Consider the following 18,957-nt stretch of genomic DNA (forward strand, 5'->3'; position numbering starts at 1 on the left):
TCGTCAAGAACGGCATCAGTCGTGAGGAACGGCATCAGTCGTGAGGAACGGCATCAGTCGTGAGGAACGGCATCAGTCGTGAGGATCGGCATCAGTCGTGAGGATCGGCGTGAGTGGCGGGGGCGAAGAGGTTGACGAGGTTGCCGTCGGGGTCGCGGAGGAGAACCGAGCGGTTGCCCCAGGGCATCGTGGTCGGGTGCTGGACGAACTCCAGGTCAGCCAGGCGCGCGAACTCGGCGTCGACGTCCGGTACATGGAACTCCAGGAACAGCCCGTGGTTGGCGACCGCGCGGACCACGCCCTCGCCGTACAAGCTGTCCGTCAACTGGCCGCTGGAGATCGCGAGGGTGCCGGCGCTGGTGCGCAGCTCGGCGAAGACCGGGGCCGGGCGGGTCGCGGTGAGGCCGGTGACGTGCTCGTAGAAGGCGGTCAGGCGGTCGACGTCGTCGGTGACGATGCGGACCGAGGCGAAGGTGGTCATGGTGGGTCTCCAGTGCTCGGGGAGAGGTCTCTGCCGAGGCTAGGGTTGATACCGGACAGGATCCGCCCGGTATTCTGAGAGTGTGACGAGGCCGACCTCGCGGGTGCTCGCCCTGCTGGAACTGCTGCAGGGCGGCGGGACGCGTCGCGTTGCGGATCTCGCCGAGCGGCTCGGCGTCGACGAGCGGACCGTACGCCGGTACGCCGAGCACCTGCTCGACCTCGACATCCCGGTCCGCTCGATCCGAGGCCGGTACGGCGGCTACCGGCTCGCCCCGGGCTACCGGATGCCGCCGCTGATGCTCACCGACGACGAAGCAGTCGCACTGGCGATCGGCCTGGTCGTCGGTCGGCGCGCCGGGCTGGTGCCGGAGTCCACCGCGTCGGAGAGCGCGCTCGCGAAGCTCCGTCGCGTCCTCCCCGTCCGCCTGGCCGACCGACTGGGCGCCCTGCTCGCCACGTCCTCGTTCACCGCACCACCACGGTCCGCGACCCCCACCGACACCGGCATCCTGCTCACCATCGCCGAGGCCGCCCGCGACCGGCTGACGGTCGAGCTCACCTACACCGACCGCCACGGCCGGACCAGCACCCGGACGATCTCCCCGTACGGCGTGGTCGGTCACGCCGGCCACTGGTACGTCACCGCCACCGCCACCGCCACCGCCGCCGCCGCCGCCGCCGCCGCCACCGCCACCGCCACCGGTCCGCGTCCCGGGCCCACCGCCGCCGCGAACAGTCCGCGTCCCGGACCCACCGCCGACGCGACCGGTCTGCCCGCCCGGACCCCCGATGCCGAGCGGTCAGGCGCAAGCGACCGCCGGGCCGAGCACCGCACCTTCCGACTCGATCGGATCACCTCCGCAAAGTTGCTAACGGCAACGACCGAGCCCGCTCCCGGCATCGACCCGATGCACGCCGTACGCACTCCCGGCGTCGACCCGGCGCACGCCGTACGCACTCCCGAGCTCGACCCAGCGCGCGCCGTACTGGAGTCCCTAGCCACAGCCCCCTGGACCCACCACGTCTCCGTCCGCGTCCAAGGCTCAGCAGACGACATCCAGCGCCGCCTCCCGCTGGGCCTCGCGATCGTCACCCCGAGCCAACCCCACGAAGTCCGCGTCGAGTTCCGCGCCGAGCGGCTCGACTGGGTTCCCGCGTTGCTCGCCGGGTTCGATCTGCCGTTCGTCATCGAGGAGCCGCCCGAGCTGCGGAAGCGCGTGGCCGATCTGGCACAGCGCCTCGCCGCCTGGGCCGACGCCTGAACCAGCCGCACCGGTCCACCACCAGGAGCTGGGGTTCCGTAGGCGGGCCCGGCGTGCTTGGCTGACGGCATGGATGTCACAACGGTGCTGGGTTTCGCGTTGGCCTGTGTGGTGCTGAACGTCGTACCCGGTCCCGGGATGATGTTCATCGTCGCGCACGGAATCGCCGGTGGACGGCGGTCCGGCGTGGTCGCCGCGACCGGAATGGCATCCGGGACCGTGGTGCACACCATCCTGGCTGCCGCGGGACTCAGCGCGCTGCTGAGCGCCGCGCCGTTCGCGCTGGACGCCGTCCGGATCTTGGGCGGCGTGTTCCTGCTGTACCTCGCGGTCGCCGCCATCCGGTCGTCGCGGGCGCCGGCGAAGTCCGCGCTCCTGGCTCGCCGGCCCTCGGCTCGCCGGACCTACCTGTCGGCGGTGCTGACCAACCTGGCCAATCCCAAGGTCGTGCTGTTCTACCTGGCGTTCCTGCCGCAGTTCCTGACCCCGCACGGTTGGGCGGTACCCGCGCAGATCCTGGTCCTGGGCGGTGTCCTGATCGTCGTCGGGCTGTTGATGGACAGCGCCATCGGGCTGACCTCGGGTGCGTGCTCGGAATTGCTGCTCCGACGGCCGGCTTTCGAGCGCCGGCTCAAGCAGGTCTCCGGGCTGATCTTTGGCGGGCTTGCCGTCCGCCTGCTGACCTCGAACACCTGACGCCGGCCGTTCATGACGTCGCTCCCGTGTAGCGACGGAGACCTAGCCGCCAGCACGTCACAGCGAGCAGGCAGACAACGACAGCCCCAGCAACCGTCGACACCAGTACGACGAGCCGCGGCCCGTCGAGCAACGTACTGGTGGGCACCGTAGCGATCAGCGTGAGCGGCAACAGATACGTGAGGACCAGCCGCAACGGCCGCCGGTAGATGTCGGTCGGATACCCACCGAGCTGCCAGGCCGAGCTGTAGAACACGTCGAGCTGCAGACGAGGCGCCCAGAAGGCGAGGCAGGCCAGCAAAACACCCATCGCCCACGTCACCATCACAGCCGCGGCGATAGTGACGACCCAGGCCGCGATCGCCGCAGGCGCCGGGAACTCAGCCATTCCGACCCCGATGACCCCAAGCCCGAGAACGAAATGGACCAAGGACAGCGGAGTCGACCGGCTCAGGCTGGCGAGGTAGAGCGTCGGCGCGGGCTGCAGCAGGTACGTGTCGAGCATGCCGCGGCGGATGCCGTTGTCCGGGAACCACGCCAGGTTCGGGTCGATGAACGTGCTCTTGAGGCTGCTCAGCACCTGGAAGGTCCCGATCAGCACGTAGGTCTCGGCCTCGGTCCAGCCGGCCAGCGAGTCCGTGCGCGCGTACACGATGAAGACCGTGGCCAGGCTCGCGACCATCCCGAGCACGGACAGGCCGACGTCGAAGACCAGGTTGACCCGGAAGGTGAGCGTCGCCTGCACGGACCGGGCGAAGCCGGCGGCGGAGAGTCTCAGCAGCTTCATGCGCCCACCACCGTGTAGCGACGGATCCCGGCCCGCCACAGCAGTACGGCGACCGCCGCGAACCCTGCGATCCACGCCGCCTGGTAAGCGATCCCGGAGAGCACCCCTTCGGTGCGCCCGGCAACGATGTCCGCCGGGAGCCCGAGCATCCCGTAGAACGGCAGCACCTGACCGAGCTCGCGCAACGGCCCGGGCAGGAACGCCAGCGGTGCGATGGTCCCGCCGAGCAACGAGGTCAGCGTCCAGCCGAACCCCGTGATCGCGTGCACCCGCTCGGTCCAGAACGCGGCCATCGCCAGCACGAACACGAAGCAGAACCGGAGCACGGCGCCGAGCACCAGAACCGGCGCCGCCGCCAGTACGGCGACCCAGCTCAGCGAGGCGCCGAAGGCGATCCCGGCCAGCAGCGCCAGCGGGATGCCCATCACCGTCAGCCAGATCCGGATGGCGAGGTTGGCGCCGATCACGTCGACGACCACCGGCTGCGGCCGGAGCAGGTCGTGGCTGATCGTCCCGTCGTAGATCTTCTCCGAGAACGTGTGCTGCTCGAACGACTCCGTCATCACCGTGACCAGCAGCAGCGCCACGTAGTACGTCGCGACGTACGGGTCGGCCGGGTAGACCGCCGACCAGACGAACATGCCGATCAGCGGCCCGAGCGCGGCCTGGATGGTCAGCGTGAGCAGGAACCACCAGGCGCCGGACCACTCGAGCACCTCGCGCCGGATCCGCAGCACGATCAGGAACAGCAGGCGGTTCACTCGACGCCTTCCCGGTAGGCCTGGTCGATGACGACCTCGAGTGGAGCCTCTTCGACCGAAAGGTCCGCGACGTCCAGGTCGGTGAGCAGCTGGGCGGTGGTCCGGGCGACGTCCGCGCGCGGGACGCGGATCACCCAGGTCCCGTCGGCGTGCTCGACCAGTTCGCCGGCCGCGCGCAGGCGTTGCTCGTCGGCGGTGGGCGCGGTGATCCGGAGCAGCTTGTACGGCGAAAGCTTGGCGGCGAGCGCGTCGAGCTTCCCGTCGTACCGGATCGTGCCTTTGTCGATCAGCACGAGTCGCGGGCAGAGCGTGGAGACGTCGGCCATGTAGTGGCTGGTCAGGAGGACGGTGGCGCCGGTCTGTTCGGCGTACTGGGCGACGAAGCGGCGCATCGTGGCCGCGCCGGTGACGTCGAGCCCGAGGGTCGGCTCGTCGAGGAACATCACCTGTGGCCGGTAGACCAGGGAGAGCGCGAGGCCGGCGCGCATCTTCTCGCCGAGGCTCAGGGCCCGGAGTTGGCGCTCGAGCAGGTCGCCGAGGTCGAGCATCGTAGTCAGCTCGTGGAGGTTCTGCTCGTACTGCGCCGAAGGCACCTCGTAGAGCAGCCGTTGGTACTGGAGGCTGTCGAGCACGGTGAGTTCCTGCGGGCCGCCGACCGGCTGGCTGCCGCGGATGAACGCGATCCGGCGCAGGAAGTCGGTACGGCGTTGCCAGGGCGTGTGGCCGAGCACGCGGATCTCACCCGAGGTCGCGTGCAGCAGGCCGGACAGGATCTTCATCGTCGTCGTCTTGCCGGCGCCGTTGGGGCCGATGAAGCCGACGACCTCGCCGGGGTTCAGGGCGAACGAGATGTCCTGGACGGCGGGCACGTCCTTGTACCGGCGGTTGAGCACCGAGCCCAGGGTCGCTCTCCAGCCCGATCCACGGATCGGTGCTCGGTAGGTCATGCAGAGGTCTTCCACCTCGACGGCTGTCATGACAGGGACCGTAGGAAGAAAAGACGCCACCTGTTGGCTTGTTTTCCTGGAATAGTGCTTTGCATGCGTGCGGAACGGTTGCTGCGGCTCTTGCTGCACCTGCAGACGCGCGGTCAGTCGACCGTGGCGCAGCTCGCGCAGCAGTTGGAGGTGTCGCCGCGGACCGTTCAGCGCGACCTCGACGCACTGAGCCTGGCGGGGGTGCCGGTGTACTCAGTGCGTGGGCGGGGCGGTGGGTGGGCGCTGCTGCCCGACTACCGGACCCGGCTGACCGGGCTCACGCCGTCCGAGGTGATGTCGGTGTTCGTCGGCGCGACGGCGCACGTGCTCGCGGACCTGGGGGTCGGCGCGTCGAGCGACCAGGCGATCGACAAGCTCATCGCGGCGCTGCCGGCGCCGGCGCGGCGGGACGCGGAGTTCGCCCGGCAGCGGCTCCTGATCGATCACGCCGGCTGGTACGACGACCACGAGACTCCGCGATGGCTCGACGTCTGCCGTGAGGCGATCTGGGAGGAGCAGCTGATCGCGATCACCTACCGGCATCCGGGCGAGCCGTTCGCAGTGGCGCCGCTCGGGCTGGTGGCGAAGAACCGGACCTGGTACTTGGTGGCGGTCCGGGGGCCTGCTGGTGCGGGCGTGGATTCGAGCGCGAGTGCGAGTGAGACCGGACGGCGCCGGGAGTTGCGCGTTGCGCCAGTCGTGAGTGCGGGGGGAGGCTCGCGGTCGAGCGGCGGACCGCAGGCCGACCTCGATCGCTTCCGGACCTACCGGCTCAGCCGGATTGGTTCGGCGGTGCTGACCGGGATCTCCTTCACCCGCCCGAGCGGGTTCGAGCTGGCGGCGTACTGGGCCGAGGCGCAGGTGCGGTTCGGGGAGAGCCGGTCGTCGTACCCGATGGTGCTGCGGGTGCGCGGCAACGCGGTCCGGCGGTTCCGGGCGACGGCGCCGGCGGAGGACGGGTGGTCGGTGGTCGAGGCGGATCTGGAGAACGCGAACGAGGCGTGCGCTGCCGTCCTCGCCCAGGGCGGGGACGCCGTGGTGGTCGCGCCCGAGGAGCTGGCGGTGATGGTGCGGCTGGCCGCGAGCAAGGTCCTCGGCGCCCACTCCTGAGCGCGGGACTGGACAGATCCCGATCGGCAGTGTGCAATATATTGCATGCCGGTACCAGAGCATCGCGGACTCGTCTCGCGGACGTTGTTGCGCGAGAACGCCTACCGCGCGATCCGCGACGCGATCGTCAACGGCACGCTGGCGCCGGGGGAGCGGCTGAACGACGCCGACCTGGTCGAGTGGCTCGGCGTCTCCCGGACGCCGGTGCGCGAAGCGCTCGGCCGGCTGGAGCAGGCCGGCCTGGTGCAGACGAAACCGGGCAAGTCGACGATCGTCAGCCCGCTCGACGTACGGGAGATCCGCTCGGCGCAGGCGGTGACCGCGGCGATGCACGAGCTGGCTGTCCGGGAGGCGCTGCCGAACCTGTCGGCCGTGGAGCTCGACGCGATGCGGGCCGCGAACGCGCGACTGGCCGACGCCTTGCGCCGGGACGATGTCGACGCCGCGATCGCGGCCGACGACGACTTCCACGCCGTACCGGTTTCCGCGTGTGCCAACCGCGCGCTCGAGACCGTGCTCGAACAGTTCACGCCCGTACTGCGGCGCGTCGAGCGGCTGCGGTTCTCGTCGCTGAGCGGCCGCGGGTCGGTGGCCCAGCACGAACGGATCATCGCGCTGTGCGAAGCCGGTGACGTCGAGGGCGCGACCGCCGCGACCCGGGCGAACTGGCAGACCCTTGTCCCGTTGCTCGAAGGAGCCGTCGATGCCGATCAGTGATTTCGAGCGGTACCCGTTGCTCTTCGGGCCGAGCCCGGTGCACCCGCTCGACCGGTTGACCGCGCACCTCGGCGGCGCGCGGATCTGGGCCAAGCGCGAGGACGTCAACAGCGGTCTGGCGTACGGCGGCAACAAGACCCGCAAGCTCGAGTACCTGCTCCCGGAAGCGCTCTCTCAGGGGGCTGACACGCTGGTGAGCATCGGCGGCATCCAGTCCAACCACACCCGCCAGGTCGCCGCCGCGGCCGCGAAGGCGGGGCTGAAGGCCGTGCTCGTGCAGGAGAGCTGGGTCGACTGGCCGGACCCGGTCAACGACAAGGTCGGCAACATCCTGCTCTCGCGGATCATGGGCGCCGACGTCCGGCTGGTCCGCGCCGGGTTCGGGATCGGGTTCAAGGAGAGCTGGCAGCAGGCGCTGGACGACGTACGGGCTGCCGGCGGTACGCCGTACGCGATCCCTGCCGGCGCCTCGGACCACCGGCTCGGCGGGCTCGGCTTCGCGAACTGGGCGGACGAGGTGGAGCAGCAGGAGCGGGAGCTCGGCGTCTTCTTTGACACGATCGTCGTGTGCAGCGTCACCGGTAGCACGCACGCGGGGATGATCGCCGGGTTCGCCGGTCAGGACCGGCCGCGGCGGGTGCTCGGGATCGACGCGTCGGCCAAGCTCGACGAGACGCGGGCGCAGGTGGCGAAGATCGCGCACGCGACGGCCGAACTGATCGGCCTCGGGCGTGCGCTGCGCGACGACGAGATCACGGTGCTCGAGGGCTGGGCGGGGGAGAAGTACGGGATCCCGGTCGAGTCGACGATGGACGCGATCCGGCTCAGCGGGCGGCTCGAGGCGATGATCATCGATCCGGTGTACGAGGGGAAGTCGATGGCCGGGCTGATCGAGCTGGTGCGCTCCGGCGAGATCCCGAAGGACTCGCACGTGCTGTACGCCCACCTCGGCGGGCAGCCGGCGCTCAATGCGTACAGCGGGCTCTTCCAATAGGTCAGGTGCTGGCCGCTTCTGCTCATAGCCTGACCGCATGAAGATTTCGTGGCCCGCCGTCGTCGCGCGACGGATGCAGCGGCACCACCTGCACGCCGGTACGGCGGGCGCCGGCGGCGGTGCCGGCTCGCCGGGCGCCGGCGCCGACGCGGGCTCGCCGGGTGCCGGCGGTGGCGCGCGCTCGCCGAATTCCGGCGGTCGCGCGGGCTCGCCGGGCCCCGGCCCCGGCGCGGGCTCCCCAGGCCCTGCGGACGTCGTACGGGCGATGTCCGGTGCGCACGCGCAGATGCTGTCGGCCGCTGAGATCTCCGTCGCCCTTCGGCTCGAGAAGGCGACCCGCGCCGACGTCCAGCGGGCGCTCTGGGAAGAGCGCTCCCTGGTGAAGACCTTCGGCCCGCGCGGAACCGTGCACCTGCTGCCGACCGACGATCTCCCGCTCTGGACGGGAGCGCTCTCCGCGCTCCCACGGTCGGGCGGTGTCGCGACGCCGGAGATGCGGATGACGCCGGAGCAGACGGCCGCGGTGATCGAGGCCGTCGGCGGAGCGCTCTCCGAGGACGATCTCACCGTCGACGAACTGACCGACGAGGTCGTCGCGCGGGTCGGCTCGTGGGCGGGTGACCTCGTGATGCCGGCCTTCCAGGTCTACTGGCCGCGCTGGCGCCAGGTGATTCCGGCCGCCGCGACCGCCGGCGTGCTCTGCTACGGCCCGAACCGCGGCCGCAAGACGACGTACACCAACCCTCATCGCTTCACCCCGCCGTTCCAGCCCGAGGACGGTGAGAGAGCGCTCCCCGAACTTCTCCGGCGCTACCTCCACGCGTACGGCCCGGCGACCCCGCAGCAGTTCGCGAAATGGCTGAGCACGTCACCGGCCTTCATCGCCAAGCTCTTCCAGCAGGACGGCCTTCAAGAGGTCCAGCTCGACGGCCAACCCGCGTGGCTGGTCGAGGGTGACACGGACTTCCCTGACAAGCCCGCCCGCGGCGTCCGGCTGCTCCCGTACTTCGACGCGTACGCCGTCGGCAGCCATCCGCGCGAGCTCGTCTTCCCCGGCGAGGCCTCGACTCGCGCACTCGCCGGCGGCCAGGCCGGCAACTACCCGGTCCTGCTGGTCGACGGTGTCGTCGCGGGCGTCTGGCACCAACGCCTGTCGGGCCGCAAGCTCGACATCACCGTCGAGTCTCTTCGTCCGCTGAAGCCCGCCCAACTCCGTGCCCTCGACAACGAAGTCGAGCGCCTGGCCGAGATCGTCAACGCCCGCCCGACTCTCAGCCTGGACAAGGTCACGGTCGGCGCGCACGCCTGAACGCGGGAGAGCGCGCTCCCCAGCTCTCCAGCGGGATCTCCAGTGCGTTGATCATGGTCGACAACGTCCGGTACCAGCCGGCGAGGAGCAGCAGCTCGACCACCTGCGCGTCGTCGTACCGCTCCCGCACCGTCGACCAGGTCGTCGTGCTCCACGTCGCCTCGTCGTGCAACTCGTCGACCGCCGTCATGAGTACCGGATCAGGCCAGACGGCACCAGCGGCAACGGCGTCGAAGCCCTCGCGATCCAGCCCCACCGCAGGCCCGAAGACCACCACGTGCACGCCCCACTCGTACTCCGCGCCGGCACGCGCCGTGGTGCGCGAGATCACCAGCTCCCGGTCGCGAGCGGGCAGCAATCCCTTGTTGAGCAGGCCTGACGCCATCGGCCGAGTGCGGTCGGCCAGCTCCGGGTGCACCGCGAGCACACGGAACAGGAGCAGTGGGTCGTACGGCGTACCAGGTGGCATCAGCTTGCCGAGCAGAGCCTGGATCCGTTCTGGGTAAGGCGGTTCCACCGGCTGGACACGTGCGGACATGCGACCTCCCGATCTGTTGCTACGGAATGCGTAGCAGTATGCTGCTACTGATTCGGTAGCGCAAGATCCCTGCAGGTCAAGGAGGTCGACGATGGCGGCTGGTACGCCGGTCCCGGGGCGCCCGGTTCGCGGGTCGCAGACCGGGCGCCCGATCATGGCCGCGTTCGACCTGCTCGGGCGGCGGTGGGCCTTGCGGGTGCTCTGGGAACTGCGGGACGGCCCGGTCGGGTTCCGTGCGCTGCAGGAGCGGTGCGACGACGTGTCGCCGACCGTGCTGAGCGCACGCCTGACGGAACTGCGCGAGGCCGGGCTGCTCTGGCAGGACGAGTCCAAGGCCCATCAGCTCACCGCGACCGGCCGTGATCTGTCCCGTTCACTCAAGCCCTTGCTCGCCTGGTCTGAGCGCTGGGCGGCCGAGACGCGGAGGTGAAACGTTCGCCCCAGCAGGCTCGTTCACGCGGGGCTGATCACGATGCAAGACGCAAGTCCCACGCAGTGGACGATTCGGGTGTTCGGCTCTTCCCCCGGCCCGAACTGCTGGCATACTGCCGAGAAGCATCGCCGGAGGCGGTGCATGTGGGGCGGGGCTCAGGCCCCGTCGTGTGGACACCAAGCAACCCTGAGGGAGAACCGTGGCACGGCGCCTTTTCACGTCCGAGTCGGTGACGGAAGGTCACCCGGACAAGATCGCTGACCAGATCAGCGACTCCATCCTCGACGCCCTTCTGGCCGAGGACCCGAAGAGCCGCGTCGCGGTGGAGACCCTGATCACGACCGGCCTCGTCGTCGTGGCCGGCGAGGTCACCACGTCGGCGTACGTGGACATCCCGGGCATCGTCCGGAACCGGATCCTCGAGATCGGTTACGACTCGTCGCTGAAGGGCTTCGACGGCGCGTCCTGCGGCGTGCAGGTCGCCATCGGCAGCCAGTCGCCCGACATCGCGCAGGGCGTCAACACGGCGTACGAGACCCGCGCCGACGCGTCGGTCGACGCGCTGGACCTGCAGGGTGCCGGCGACCAGGGCCTGATGTTCGGCTACGCGTCGAACGAGACGCCGTCGCTGATGCCGCTGCCGATCACGATCGCGCACCGGCTGTCCGAGCGGCTGTCCGAGGTGCGCAAGGACGGCACGATGGCTTACCTGCGGCCTGACGGCAAGACCCAGGTCACCGTCGAGTACGACGGCGACAAGGCCGTCCGGATCGACACCGTCGTGGTCTCCAGCCAGCACGCGGCCGACATCAGCCTCGAGGAGATGCTGACGCCGGACGTGAAGAAGCACGTCGTCGACCCGATCCTCGAGCAGTTCGAGATCGACTCGTCGGACTACAAGCTCCTGGTCAACCCGACCGGCCGCTTCGAGATCGGTGGCCCGATGGGCGACGCCGGCCTGACCGGCCGCAAGATCATCATCGACACCTACGGCGGCATGGCCCGTCACGGTGGCGGCGCGTTCTCCGGCAAGGACCCGTCGAAGGTCGACCGCTCCGCGGCGTACGCGATGCGCTGGGTCGCCAAGCACATCGTCGCCGCCGGCCTGGCCGCGCGCGCCGAGTGCCAGGTCGCCTACGCGATCGGCAAGGCCGCCCCGGTCGGCTTCTACGTCGACACCTTCGGCACCGAGACCGTCCCGGTCGACAAGATCACCGAAGCCGTCCTCGAGGTCTTCGACCTGCGCCCGGCCGCGATCATCCGCGACCTCGACCTGCTCCGCCCGATCTACACCCAGACCGCCGCCAACGGCCACTTCGGCCGCACCGGCGACGACTTCACCTGGGAAAAGCTCGACCGCGTCGACGCCCTCAAGGCCGCCGCCGCGAAGTAGTCCCGCGTACGACGAACGCCCGTACCCCCGACCCGGGGGCGCGGGCGTTCGTCGTACCGCATCCCCGCACACCGGGGCCGCGCTCCGGGCCCGTGGCCAACTGGCGGCACTTGCCTTGAAACCAACTGGCGCCGCCGCGGCCTCAGGCGACGTATCCGGCGCTGCCAGGCCTCCCGCACCACCGCGTCGTCGTGTTGTCCACAGGCCTCCAGCGGGTTGTCGGGTGATCGGACTAGAGTTCCCGAGTGGCACCGAACGAGTCTCCTGAGCAGCTGACGTTGCTGCGCGAGACCGTTCGGCGTTCGCGCACGAAAGCGCCCGCCGACATCACCGGCACGCTGCCCGTCGCACGGGTCGCGGTCGACGTCTCCCTGCCGCACCTGGATCGCCCGTTCGACTACCTCGTCCCCGACGACCTCGCCGCGACTGCGCAGCCGGGGGTTCGGGTGAAGGTGCGGTTCGCCGGCAAGGACCTCGACGGGTTCGTGCTCGAGCGGCTCGAGACCTCCGAGCACGGCGGCAAGCTGGCGCGGATCCGCAAGGTCGTCTCGCCCGAGCAGGTTCTCACGCCCGAGGTCGCCGACCTCTGCCGCGCCGTCGCCGACCGGTACGCCGGAGTCCTCGCGGACGTCACCCGCCTAGCAGTCCCGCCAAGGCTTGCGAAGGTCGAGGCCGAAGCCCTCCGGTGCGACCAACCGATCCGCCCGGTCGAGTCCACCGCGACCGACGAGTGGTCGCCGTACCCGCACGCCGAAGGCTTCCTCGACGCAGTACGCCGTACCGAAGCCCCCCGCGCGATCTGGACCGCCGTGCCGGGCGCCGACTGGGCGCTCGCCTTCGCCCAGGCCGCCGCGGTCTGCGCGTCGACCGGCCGCGGCGCGCTCCTGCTCGCCCCCGACGCCCGCGACCTCGAGCGACTCGCCAAAGCCTGTACGGCGGTGCTCGGCCCCGACGGCTTCGTCACGCTCTCGGCCGACCTCGGCCCGACCGCCCGGTACCGCGCGTTCATCTCCGCGCTCCGCGGCTGCACCCGCGTCGTGATCGGCACCCGCGCGGCCGCGTTCGCGCCGGTCACCAACCTCGGCCTGGTCGCGCTCTGGGACGACGGCGACGACTCGTACGCCGAGCCGCGCGCGCCGTACCCGCACGCCCGCGAGGTCCTGCTGCTCCGTGCCTTCCGCCAGAAGTGCGCGGCGCTGCTCGGTGGATTCGCCCGCTCCGCCGAGACCGCCGCGCTGCTCGAAACCGGCTGGGCCAACGAGCTGATCGCCGACCGCGCCGTCACCCGCGCCGCCGCGCCCGCCGTCCACATCGCGGGGGAGTCGGACCGCGATCTCGCCCGCGACCCCGGCGCTCGGGCCGCGCGGTTGCCGCACCAGGCGTTCGAGGTCGCGCGCGAGGGGCTCAAGACCGGGCCGGTCCTCGTGCAGGTTCCGCGCGCGGGGTATCTGCCGAGCTTGGTGTGCCAGACGTGCAGGACGCCGTCGCGGTGTACGACGTGCGGCGGTTCGCTTCGTCGTACGGGCTCGTCCGGGCCGGCGAGCTGCACGGTCTGCGGCCGCCCGGCGGCCGATCACCGGTGCCCGGAGTGCGGCGACACGAGGATGCGCGCGGCCGTCGTCGGCGCCCGGCGTACGGCGGAGGAGCTCGGTCGGGCGTTCCCGGGAGTGCTGGTCCGGACGTCGGGCGGGGAGAGCATGCTCGACGAGATCCCGGGGGATCCGGCGCTGATCGTCACGACGCCCGGTGCCGAACCGGTCGCGGAGAACGGGTACTCGGCGGCGTTGTTGCTGGACACGTGGTTACTGCTCGCTCGGCCTGATCTGCGGGCGCCCGAGGAGGCCGTCCGCCGGTGGTTCAACGCGGCCGCGATGGTGCGGCCGGCGCGCGAGGGCGGGAAGGTGATCATGGTCGGCGAACCCTCGGCGATGCCGTTGCAGGCCGTCGTTCGCTGGAGCCCCGAGGGCTACGCGACGCGCGAGCTCGAGGAACGCCGGGCCGCGCGGTTGGCTCCCGCCGCCAAGCTTGCCGAGCTGGTCGGTTCGTCGGACGCGGTCGCGGACATGGTCGCTCGGGTGCGTGAACTGATCGATCCGACCGCGGGGCTGGAGGTCCTCGGCCCGGTCGACGTGGACGAGGAGACCGTGCGAGCTGTCGTTCGCACGCCGCGCGCGTACGGTCTCGCCCGGGTCCTCAAGGAAGCAGTCGCCGCTCGCGGCACCAAGAAGCTCCCGGGCCCGCTACGCGTCCAGGTCGATCCGGCCACGTTCGGCTGACCTCGCCCTGCTCGTCGCTCCCGGTCGTCGCCCTGCTCGTCGCTCCCGCCGCACACCCGACCGCCCGCTCGGCCCCAGGCGTCGCCGCAGGCCGTCGAACTCGATGGCCCGAGCGCGTTCCACCGGACGGGGGAGGCAGTTCCCTTTGGTGGGGGATCCGAAGGCGGGCCCGCGCTGGAAAGCTCGTCGGTATGACGAGCACCACGCCGTACTTCAGCAGGCTGTTCGCGGCCGGGCCGCCGCCGCGCCCCCAGCCCAGCGTTCGCCACCGGGATGGGCGGCGCTCAGCCGGCTGGCCCATTGGCGCTGCTCATGTGACGGCGCTGACCGCTCTCCCATCGTGCCTGTGGCGGCTCGCGCTCGCGGCGGGGTTCTCGATGGGTTACCAGCCCGAGTGGATCGCGGCCAACGCCGCCGACGGGACGGACCGGGCCTACCTGATCGCGCTGAGCCTGATCACCGAAGGTCTCGCCCTGCTGACCCTTGGACTCGTCCGGCCGTGGGGCGAGATCGTTCCCGCGTGGCTGCCGATCATCGGCGGGCGCCGGGTGCGCCCGCTGGCGGCCGTCGTACCGGCCACCGTGGGAGCGATCGCGCTGACGCTCCTGTGGAGTCTCAACCCGCTGATGTTCACCGACCTGTTCCACGACCCGCTGGAGCCGCAGGGCGGCTGGCAGCTCCTGATGGCGACCGCGTACCTGCCGTTGATCCTCTGGCGTCCGCTGCTGGGCGCCGTCACGTGGGCGTACTACCGCCGCCGGTGCACAGACTGAGTCAGGCCGTCTCGGACAGCTGACTCGTGCCCGAGGTCGTCAGTAGCTGGTTGCCCAGCGCGGTCCGGAAGTACAGCACCGTCCGGCCGTCACGGCGAGAGTCGACGACGCCGGCGTTGCGCAGGATCCCGAGGTGCACGCTCAGCGTCGGCGCCGAAACGTCCAACGCGTGCGCCAGATGCGTCGTCGACATCGGCAGGTCCAGGTGGCTCACGATCGCCGCGCGCGTCCGCCCGACCAGCTCGGCCAGCGGCGAACCGGCGGTCTCCTGCTGGCTCTCCCACAACCGCCCGAGCCCGCGCGGGGGGTAGGTGATCGTCGGCACGTGCGGCGCGCCGGTCACGGGCAACGCCGCGGGCCACGTGAACACGCACGGCACCAGAAGCACCCCCTGCCCAGCACTCGGTACTCCGTCCGGGCAGACGAACGGCCGATCGATCTCGATCCGGTCGTCACTGAGCCGTACCGACGGATGCAGGTTCCGGAACAGTCGATCGAGCCCACCCGCCGCCAACTCGTCGAGCCGGAACGCGAGATCCTCCTGCAGCAACGCCCGCATCCGCCGCCAGTCCGGCTCGACCGCTCGGTGCCAGTAGGTCCGCAGCGCCCCGGTGATCCGCGAGAGCGCTTCCCCGGGATCAGCGATCAGCCCGGGCAGCAGCGGATTCGGGTTTCCCCGGTGCACCCGGCTGAGCTCGTCCACCACCAGCTCGTACGGCGTGGCCTCGATCGCCGCCAGCCCCGCCTCGAAGCTGGTCGACCGCCGCGGCGGCGCCGGCGTCATGAAGTCCGCGATGTACCCGATCCGCGGGATCAGCGCCCGCAGCAGCATCAGGTCGTCGCCCTCCGCCAGCGGACGCACCCTGCGCAGCCACGGTCCGTGCACGCTCCCCGGCGAACTGTTGCTCAGGGCCCGCACACTGGTGACCGTCTCCCAGACCGGTGAGAACGCGAACCGGATCCGGCTGACGTCGTCGGTGTTGAGCCTGATGCTGATCACTCCCACGACTCTAGTGACGCTCGGCCGGGCGCGCGAGGGTTAGTGCAGAAACTAATGTTCGACACCGCCGCCGTCCGCCGCGACGCTGGATCCATGACTGTGATCGGCTCCCCGAGGGAGCGCTCTCCGCTGCCCCGCGCGTTCTGGGCGCTCTGGGTCTGCCAGTTGGTCAACCGTCTCGGCAGTTTCGTCCAGCCCTTCCTCGTGCTCTACCTGACCCAGGACCGGCACCTGTCCGCCGGTACGGCGGGCGCCGTCGCCGCGGCCGTCGGCGCCGGATCGGTCGTCTCGCAGCTCGTCGGCGGCTGGCTGTCCGACCGGATCGGCCGCCGCCGCACCATGCTGATCGGCTTCCTCGGGACGGCGGCCGCGCTGATCCTGCTCGGTTCGACCCGGTCGCTCGAGACGATCGCGGGCGCCGCGTTCGTCGTCGGCCTGATGGGCGACCTGTTCCGCCCGGCGGTCCAGGCCACGGTTGCCGATCTGCTCCAGCCGAGAGAGCGCGTTCGCGCGTACGGGCTGCTGTTCTGGGCGATCAACCTCGGCTTCTCGGTCTCGACTGTCAGCGCCGGCGTACTGGCGAGCGTCGGTTACAACCTGCTGTTCTGGATCAACGCCGGAACGTCGGTCGTGGCGGCGCTGGTGATCTGGCGGATGGTTCCGGAGACCCGGCCTGCGCTCGACGAGGGCACGACCCGACGAGCGCTGCTGCCGGTCGTCCTGCGCGACACCACGTTCCTGCTGATGGTGCTGCTCCAGATCGGCTACGCGACGATCTACTTCCAGGGCTACTCGACCCTGCCGCTCGCGATGGCGGCCGACGGGCTGCCGAGCTCGACGTACGGGCTGGTCATCGCCCTGAACGGGGTGGTGATCGTGGTCGTCCAACCGTTCGTCAACCGCCGTCTCGCCGCGCTGGACCGGCCGAAGCTGCTGGCGGGTTCGATGCTGGTGGTCGGTGTCGGGTTCGGGGTCGGTGCCGCGGTCGACAGTTGGTGGGGGTACGGGCTGTCGGTTGTCGTCTGGACTGTTGGGGAGATCGGGTTCGCCGCTGTGATCGGCGCGGTGTTCGCCGATCTTGCGCCGGTTGATCTGCGCGGCGGGTACCTGGGGCTGGCCGGCAGCATGTCGTTCGGCCTCGGCAGTGTGATCGGGCCGCTGCTGGGTACGAACACTCTCGAGCACGCCGGCGCGACGACGGTTTGGCTTGCGTGCGCCGTACTGGGGGTCGTGCTGTTCCTCGGTCAGCTGGCCCTGGCTCCGGCGCTGCACGCCCGGGCCGCCGCCAACGCCGCCACGCAGGACGCCGTACCGACGCCTTGATGAGCTCCTCGTCGGGGAAGCTGTACGGATACATCTCGTCCAGGAGAGGAAACGATGAGCAGCAACCAGGAGCCCAACGGCTCCGCTGACCAGGACAAGGCCAAGCAGGCGAACACGGCGCTGGCGACCGGGATCGCGCTCGGGGTGGCACTGGGCGCCGGGTTCGGTCTCCTGCTCGACAACCTCGCCCTCGGCGTGGGCGTCGGCATCGCCCTGGGCGTCGCCATCGGCGCCGGTACGTCGGCCAAGGCACGCAAGAAGGACGGCCCGGACACGCCCGAGTAGGTCGCCGGCTGGCGTCGCATAGGGTTGCCGCCATGACGGAACCGACGATCGACGTGGTGGTCTTCGACATCGGTGGGGTCCTGCTCGACTGGAACCCCGACTACCTGTACGCCGAGCTGATCCTCGACGAGGAGCAGCGCCGGCACTTCCTGACGGCCGTCACCACGCTCGACTGGAACATGCGGCAGGACGCCGGCCGCCCGTGGGCCGAGGCCGTCGAGGAGCTCACCGCGCTGCACCCGGAGCACGCCGAGTGGATCGCCGCGTACGACACCGGCTGGCTGAAGATGGTCAAGGGCCTGCTGACCGACACGGTCGACATCCTCACCGAGCTCCAGGCACTCGGCGTCCCGACGTACGCCCTGACGAACTTCTCCGGCGAGAAGTGGGCCGTCGCCCAGCAGGCGTTCCCGATCCTCGACACCTTCACCGGCCAGATCGTCTCCGGCCACGAACAGGTCGTGAAGCCCGACGAAAAGATCTACCGCATCCTCGTCGACCGCTTCACCCTCAACCCGTCCCGCACCTTCTTCACCGACGACGTCCAACGCAACATCACCGCCGCCCGCGCCGCAGGCCTGGACGCGGAACTCTTCACCGGAGCAGCACCCCTCCGCACCCAACTCCGCGACCGGCGTCTCCCACTCAAGCCCTGACCTCAGGTGGTGCCGGTCGCCAGGGCTTCGGTGAACTTTGTGCTTCCGCCCAAGTGGGCGGCCTCGACGATCAGCGTGTTGTCCTGGCAGGTTGGTGCGGTGATGGCCGTGTCCGGGGGAGTGGTGTAGATGACCTGCGGACGCGCGAGGCCCGGTTGCCAGCGGTGGAGCTGGTAGGTCTCGACGCCCTTCGTCATCGTCCGGACCTCCCAGTGGATCCAGTTGCCGCAGGCGACGATCGTGTCGGTGACGATCGAGCCGAGTGAACGCGCGGCGGTGCCGGCGGAGTCACGCACGTAAGCGCGGCTCTGGTACTGGTCCGGATCGTCCGCACCGATCTCCGACCAGACGGTTGCCCCGCGCAACGTTGCGCCGCTCCACTGGATGCAGTTGCGACTGGCAACGACAGGCGTGGCGGCACCACCGGAGAGCGGTGCCGTGAACAACCGCTTGCAGCGCTGCGGGCTCTGCGGCGCGGTGATCGCGCTGTACGTGACCGAGTCCGCCGACACGGTCGGGTCGGCGATGTAGCCGGGATCCGCCACGCACGTGACCGTCCGCGCGACCAACGTGTCCAGCGACGCGATCACCAGGCACGACCGCTTGCGAGCATCCGTGCTGCTGTAGGCGAACGTCCCGTCGTACGCGCCGATCTCGGGCTCGGAGATTCGCGGGAGCGCCTTCTGCGTCGCCAGATCGGTCTTCGCGCCGGTGGTGAGGTCGTACCGGTACACGCGGATCTGCGGGCTCGATCCACTGTCGCGGATCTCCTCGATCAGCGCCCAGCGGTCGTCGATCACCACCGGCGACTGCGCGACGAACCCGGCCGGCGGAGCATGCCGTACGACGACCTTCTTGCTGGCCCGGTCGGTCACCGTCGTCGTACCGGCCTCGTCGCTGCCGCGGGTGACCAGGTACTTGCGTTGCTGCGTGACGACGTGCTGCCCGTCGACGGGCTGGCGCAGGATCTTCGTCCAGGTCGGCTTGCCCGACGGTGTTCCGGGGCTGACGGTCGGTGTGCCGCCGGGCGGTTGGCTCGGCGTACCGCCGGGGCGCGGCGGGGTGCTGCTCGGCGTACCGGAGGAGGGAGACGGAGAGGGAGCGCTCTCCGGGGATCCCGAGCACCCGGCCGCCAGCAGGGCGACCGCGGTGATCGGGACCAGCAGGTGACGACGTCGCATTGG

20 protein-coding genes are annotated in these 18,957 nt (G+C 70.5%); 13 read left to right on the forward strand and 7 right to left on the reverse strand.

The window, feature by feature from the left end:
* Positions 1 to 91: 91 nt before the first annotated feature.
* Positions 92 to 481, reverse strand: a complete 390-nt coding sequence (locus ACLQ2O_RS10410) for a VOC family protein (protein WP_425829735.1) — start codon at positions 479 to 481, stop codon at positions 92 to 94.
* Between the two features lie 82 nt (positions 482 to 563).
* Between ACLQ2O_RS10410 and ACLQ2O_RS10415 the strand changes: the two genes are divergently transcribed.
* Together ACLQ2O_RS10415 and ACLQ2O_RS10420 are read left to right on the forward strand one after the other, a co-directional pair.
* A complete protein-coding gene (locus tag ACLQ2O_RS10415; protein ID WP_425829737.1) occupies positions 564 to 1,745 on the forward strand; it encodes a helix-turn-helix transcriptional regulator in 1,182 nt (393 codons plus the stop codon).
* 69 nt (positions 1,746 to 1,814) lie between these two features.
* Complete coding sequence (locus ACLQ2O_RS10420; protein ID WP_425829739.1) at positions 1,815 to 2,441, forward strand: LysE family translocator; 627 nt, start codon at positions 1,815 to 1,817, stop codon at positions 2,439 to 2,441.
* A gap of 10 nt (positions 2,442 to 2,451) precedes the next feature.
* Here the strand turns inward: ACLQ2O_RS10420 and ACLQ2O_RS10425 are convergent, their stop codons facing one another.
* The 3 genes from ACLQ2O_RS10425 to ACLQ2O_RS10435 are packed head-to-tail and all read right to left on the reverse strand — an operon-like array spanning position 2,452 to position 4,966.
* Positions 2,452 to 3,228 carry an ABC transporter permease gene (locus tag ACLQ2O_RS10425; RefSeq protein ID WP_425829741.1) on the reverse strand — a complete coding sequence of 259 codons (777 nt, stop codon included), beginning with the start codon at positions 3,226 to 3,228 and terminating at the stop codon, positions 2,452 to 2,454.
* The gene (locus ACLQ2O_RS10430; RefSeq protein WP_425829743.1) at positions 3,225 to 3,989 is read right to left on the reverse strand and encodes an ABC transporter permease; all 765 of its coding nucleotides are present in this window, start codon (positions 3,987 to 3,989) and stop codon (positions 3,225 to 3,227) included. The genes ACLQ2O_RS10425 and ACLQ2O_RS10430 overlap by 4 nt, the downstream gene beginning before the upstream one ends.
* On the reverse strand, positions 3,986 to 4,966 hold the full coding sequence (locus ACLQ2O_RS10435; protein WP_425829745.1) for an ABC transporter ATP-binding protein: 981 nt from the start codon (positions 4,964 to 4,966) through the stop codon (positions 3,986 to 3,988). Before ACLQ2O_RS10435 ends, ACLQ2O_RS10430 begins: the two co-directional genes overlap by 4 nt.
* 63 nt (positions 4,967 to 5,029) lie before the next feature.
* On the opposite strand from ACLQ2O_RS10435, the gene ACLQ2O_RS10440 reads away from it, so the two are divergent.
* Genes ACLQ2O_RS10440 through ACLQ2O_RS10455 form a run of 4 tightly spaced genes read left to right on the forward strand, consistent with a single transcriptional unit; the run spans position 5,030 to position 9,096 of the window.
* On the forward strand, positions 5,030 to 6,076 hold the full coding sequence (locus ACLQ2O_RS10440; RefSeq protein ID WP_425829747.1) for a helix-turn-helix transcriptional regulator: 1,047 nt from the start codon (positions 5,030 to 5,032) through the stop codon (positions 6,074 to 6,076).
* Positions 6,077 to 6,121: 45 nt separating this feature from the next.
* Positions 6,122 to 6,793 carry a GntR family transcriptional regulator gene (locus ACLQ2O_RS10445; protein WP_425829749.1) on the forward strand — a complete coding sequence of 224 codons (672 nt, stop codon included), beginning with the start codon at positions 6,122 to 6,124 and terminating at the stop codon, positions 6,791 to 6,793.
* Entirely contained in the window at positions 6,780 to 7,787 is a 1,008-nt protein-coding gene (locus tag ACLQ2O_RS10450) for a 1-aminocyclopropane-1-carboxylate deaminase (RefSeq protein ID WP_425829751.1), read from the forward strand. Before ACLQ2O_RS10445 ends, ACLQ2O_RS10450 begins: the two co-directional genes overlap by 14 nt.
* A 37-nt stretch (positions 7,788 to 7,824) precedes the next feature.
* Positions 7,825 to 9,096 (forward strand): winged helix DNA-binding domain-containing protein, encoded by a 1,272-nt coding sequence (locus ACLQ2O_RS10455; protein ID WP_425829753.1) that lies wholly within the window; start codon positions 7,825 to 7,827, stop codon positions 9,094 to 9,096.
* On the opposite strand, the gene ACLQ2O_RS10460 is transcribed toward ACLQ2O_RS10455, so the two are convergent.
* Positions 9,074 to 9,634, reverse strand: a complete 561-nt coding sequence (locus tag ACLQ2O_RS10460; RefSeq protein WP_425829755.1) for a carboxymuconolactone decarboxylase family protein — start codon at positions 9,632 to 9,634, stop codon at positions 9,074 to 9,076. The genes ACLQ2O_RS10455 and ACLQ2O_RS10460 overlap by 23 nt on opposite strands.
* 91 nt (positions 9,635 to 9,725) lie before the next feature.
* On the opposite strand from ACLQ2O_RS10460, the gene ACLQ2O_RS10465 reads away from it, so the two are divergent.
* From ACLQ2O_RS10465 to ACLQ2O_RS10480, 4 genes are all read left to right on the forward strand, one after another.
* Positions 9,726 to 10,064, forward strand: coding sequence for a winged helix-turn-helix transcriptional regulator (locus ACLQ2O_RS10465; RefSeq protein ID WP_425829757.1), 339 nt, complete (start codon positions 9,726 to 9,728; stop codon positions 10,062 to 10,064).
* A 202-nt stretch (positions 10,065 to 10,266) separates the two neighbouring features.
* Positions 10,267 to 11,460 (forward strand): methionine adenosyltransferase, encoded by a 1,194-nt coding sequence (metK, locus tag ACLQ2O_RS10470; RefSeq protein ID WP_425829759.1) that lies wholly within the window; start codon positions 10,267 to 10,269, stop codon positions 11,458 to 11,460.
* Between the two features lie 245 nt (positions 11,461 to 11,705).
* A complete protein-coding gene (locus ACLQ2O_RS10475) occupies positions 11,706 to 13,736 on the forward strand; it encodes a primosomal protein N' (RefSeq protein WP_425829761.1) in 2,031 nt (676 codons plus the stop codon).
* 191 nt (positions 13,737 to 13,927) lie between these two features.
* Complete coding sequence (locus ACLQ2O_RS10480) at positions 13,928 to 14,509, forward strand: hypothetical protein (RefSeq protein WP_425829763.1); 582 nt, start codon at positions 13,928 to 13,930, stop codon at positions 14,507 to 14,509.
* A gap of 1 nt (position 14,510) precedes the next feature.
* Here ACLQ2O_RS10480 and ACLQ2O_RS10485 read toward each other — a convergent pair whose 3' ends face one another.
* Complete coding sequence (locus tag ACLQ2O_RS10485) at positions 14,511 to 15,509, reverse strand: helix-turn-helix domain-containing protein (RefSeq protein WP_425829765.1); 999 nt, start codon at positions 15,507 to 15,509, stop codon at positions 14,511 to 14,513.
* Positions 15,510 to 15,602: 93 nt separating this feature from the next.
* On the opposite strand from ACLQ2O_RS10485, the gene ACLQ2O_RS10490 reads away from it, so the two are divergent.
* The 3 genes from ACLQ2O_RS10490 to ACLQ2O_RS10500 are packed head-to-tail and all read left to right on the forward strand — an operon-like array spanning position 15,603 to position 17,773.
* On the forward strand, positions 15,603 to 16,832 hold the full coding sequence (locus ACLQ2O_RS10490; protein WP_425829767.1) for an MFS transporter: 1,230 nt from the start codon (positions 15,603 to 15,605) through the stop codon (positions 16,830 to 16,832).
* Positions 16,833 to 16,886: 54 nt separating this feature from the next.
* Complete coding sequence (locus ACLQ2O_RS10495) at positions 16,887 to 17,117, forward strand: hypothetical protein (RefSeq protein WP_425829769.1); 231 nt, start codon at positions 16,887 to 16,889, stop codon at positions 17,115 to 17,117.
* Between the two features lie 32 nt (positions 17,118 to 17,149).
* A complete protein-coding gene (locus tag ACLQ2O_RS10500) occupies positions 17,150 to 17,773 on the forward strand; it encodes an HAD family hydrolase (RefSeq protein WP_425829771.1) in 624 nt (207 codons plus the stop codon).
* A 2-nt stretch (positions 17,774 to 17,775) separates the two neighbouring features.
* Here ACLQ2O_RS10500 and ACLQ2O_RS10505 read toward each other — a convergent pair whose 3' ends face one another.
* Complete coding sequence (locus ACLQ2O_RS10505) at positions 17,776 to 18,954, reverse strand: hypothetical protein (protein ID WP_425829773.1); 1,179 nt, start codon at positions 18,952 to 18,954, stop codon at positions 17,776 to 17,778.
* Positions 18,955 to 18,957 lie beyond the last annotated feature (3 nt).

Origin of the sequence: Kribbella sp. DT2, from assembly GCF_049844575.1 — a bacterium.
GTDB lineage: Bacteria > Actinomycetota > Actinomycetes > Propionibacteriales > Kribbellaceae > Kribbella.

Excerpts from the sequence above, each read along its gene's own strand:
- ACLQ2O_RS10420 (WP_425829739.1), top strand. The coding sequence starts at position 1,815 with ATGGATGTCACAACGGTGCTGGGTTTCGCGTTGGCCTGTGTGGTGCTG.
- ACLQ2O_RS10500 (WP_425829771.1), top strand. The coding sequence starts at position 17,150 with ATGACGGAACCGACGATCGACGTGGTGGTCTTCGACATCGGTGGGGTC.
- ACLQ2O_RS10440 (WP_425829747.1), top strand. The coding sequence starts at position 5,030 with ATGCGTGCGGAACGGTTGCTGCGGCTCTTGCTGCACCTGCAGACGCGC.
- ACLQ2O_RS10445 (WP_425829749.1), top strand. The coding sequence starts at position 6,122 with ATGCCGGTACCAGAGCATCGCGGACTCGTCTCGCGGACGTTGTTGCGC.
- ACLQ2O_RS10480 (WP_425829763.1), top strand. The coding sequence starts at position 13,928 with ATGACGAGCACCACGCCGTACTTCAGCAGGCTGTTCGCGGCCGGGCCG.
- ACLQ2O_RS10455 (WP_425829753.1), top strand. The coding sequence starts at position 7,825 with ATGAAGATTTCGTGGCCCGCCGTCGTCGCGCGACGGATGCAGCGGCAC.
- ACLQ2O_RS10465 (WP_425829757.1), top strand. The coding sequence starts at position 9,726 with ATGGCGGCTGGTACGCCGGTCCCGGGGCGCCCGGTTCGCGGGTCGCAG.
- ACLQ2O_RS10410 (WP_425829735.1), bottom strand. The coding sequence starts at position 481 with ATGACCACCTTCGCCTCGGTCCGCATCGTCACCGACGACGTCGACCGC.
- ACLQ2O_RS10495 (WP_425829769.1), top strand. The coding sequence starts at position 16,887 with ATGAGCAGCAACCAGGAGCCCAACGGCTCCGCTGACCAGGACAAGGCC.
- ACLQ2O_RS10450 (WP_425829751.1), top strand. The coding sequence starts at position 6,780 with ATGCCGATCAGTGATTTCGAGCGGTACCCGTTGCTCTTCGGGCCGAGC.
- ACLQ2O_RS10435 (WP_425829745.1), bottom strand. The coding sequence starts at position 4,966 with ATGACAGCCGTCGAGGTGGAAGACCTCTGCATGACCTACCGAGCACCG.
- ACLQ2O_RS10490 (WP_425829767.1), top strand. The coding sequence starts at position 15,603 with ATGACTGTGATCGGCTCCCCGAGGGAGCGCTCTCCGCTGCCCCGCGCG.
- ACLQ2O_RS10425 (WP_425829741.1), bottom strand. The coding sequence starts at position 3,228 with ATGAAGCTGCTGAGACTCTCCGCCGCCGGCTTCGCCCGGTCCGTGCAG.
- ACLQ2O_RS10505 (WP_425829773.1), bottom strand. The coding sequence starts at position 18,954 with ATGCGACGTCGTCACCTGCTGGTCCCGATCACCGCGGTCGCCCTGCTG.
- ACLQ2O_RS10460 (WP_425829755.1), bottom strand. The coding sequence starts at position 9,634 with ATGTCCGCACGTGTCCAGCCGGTGGAACCGCCTTACCCAGAACGGATC.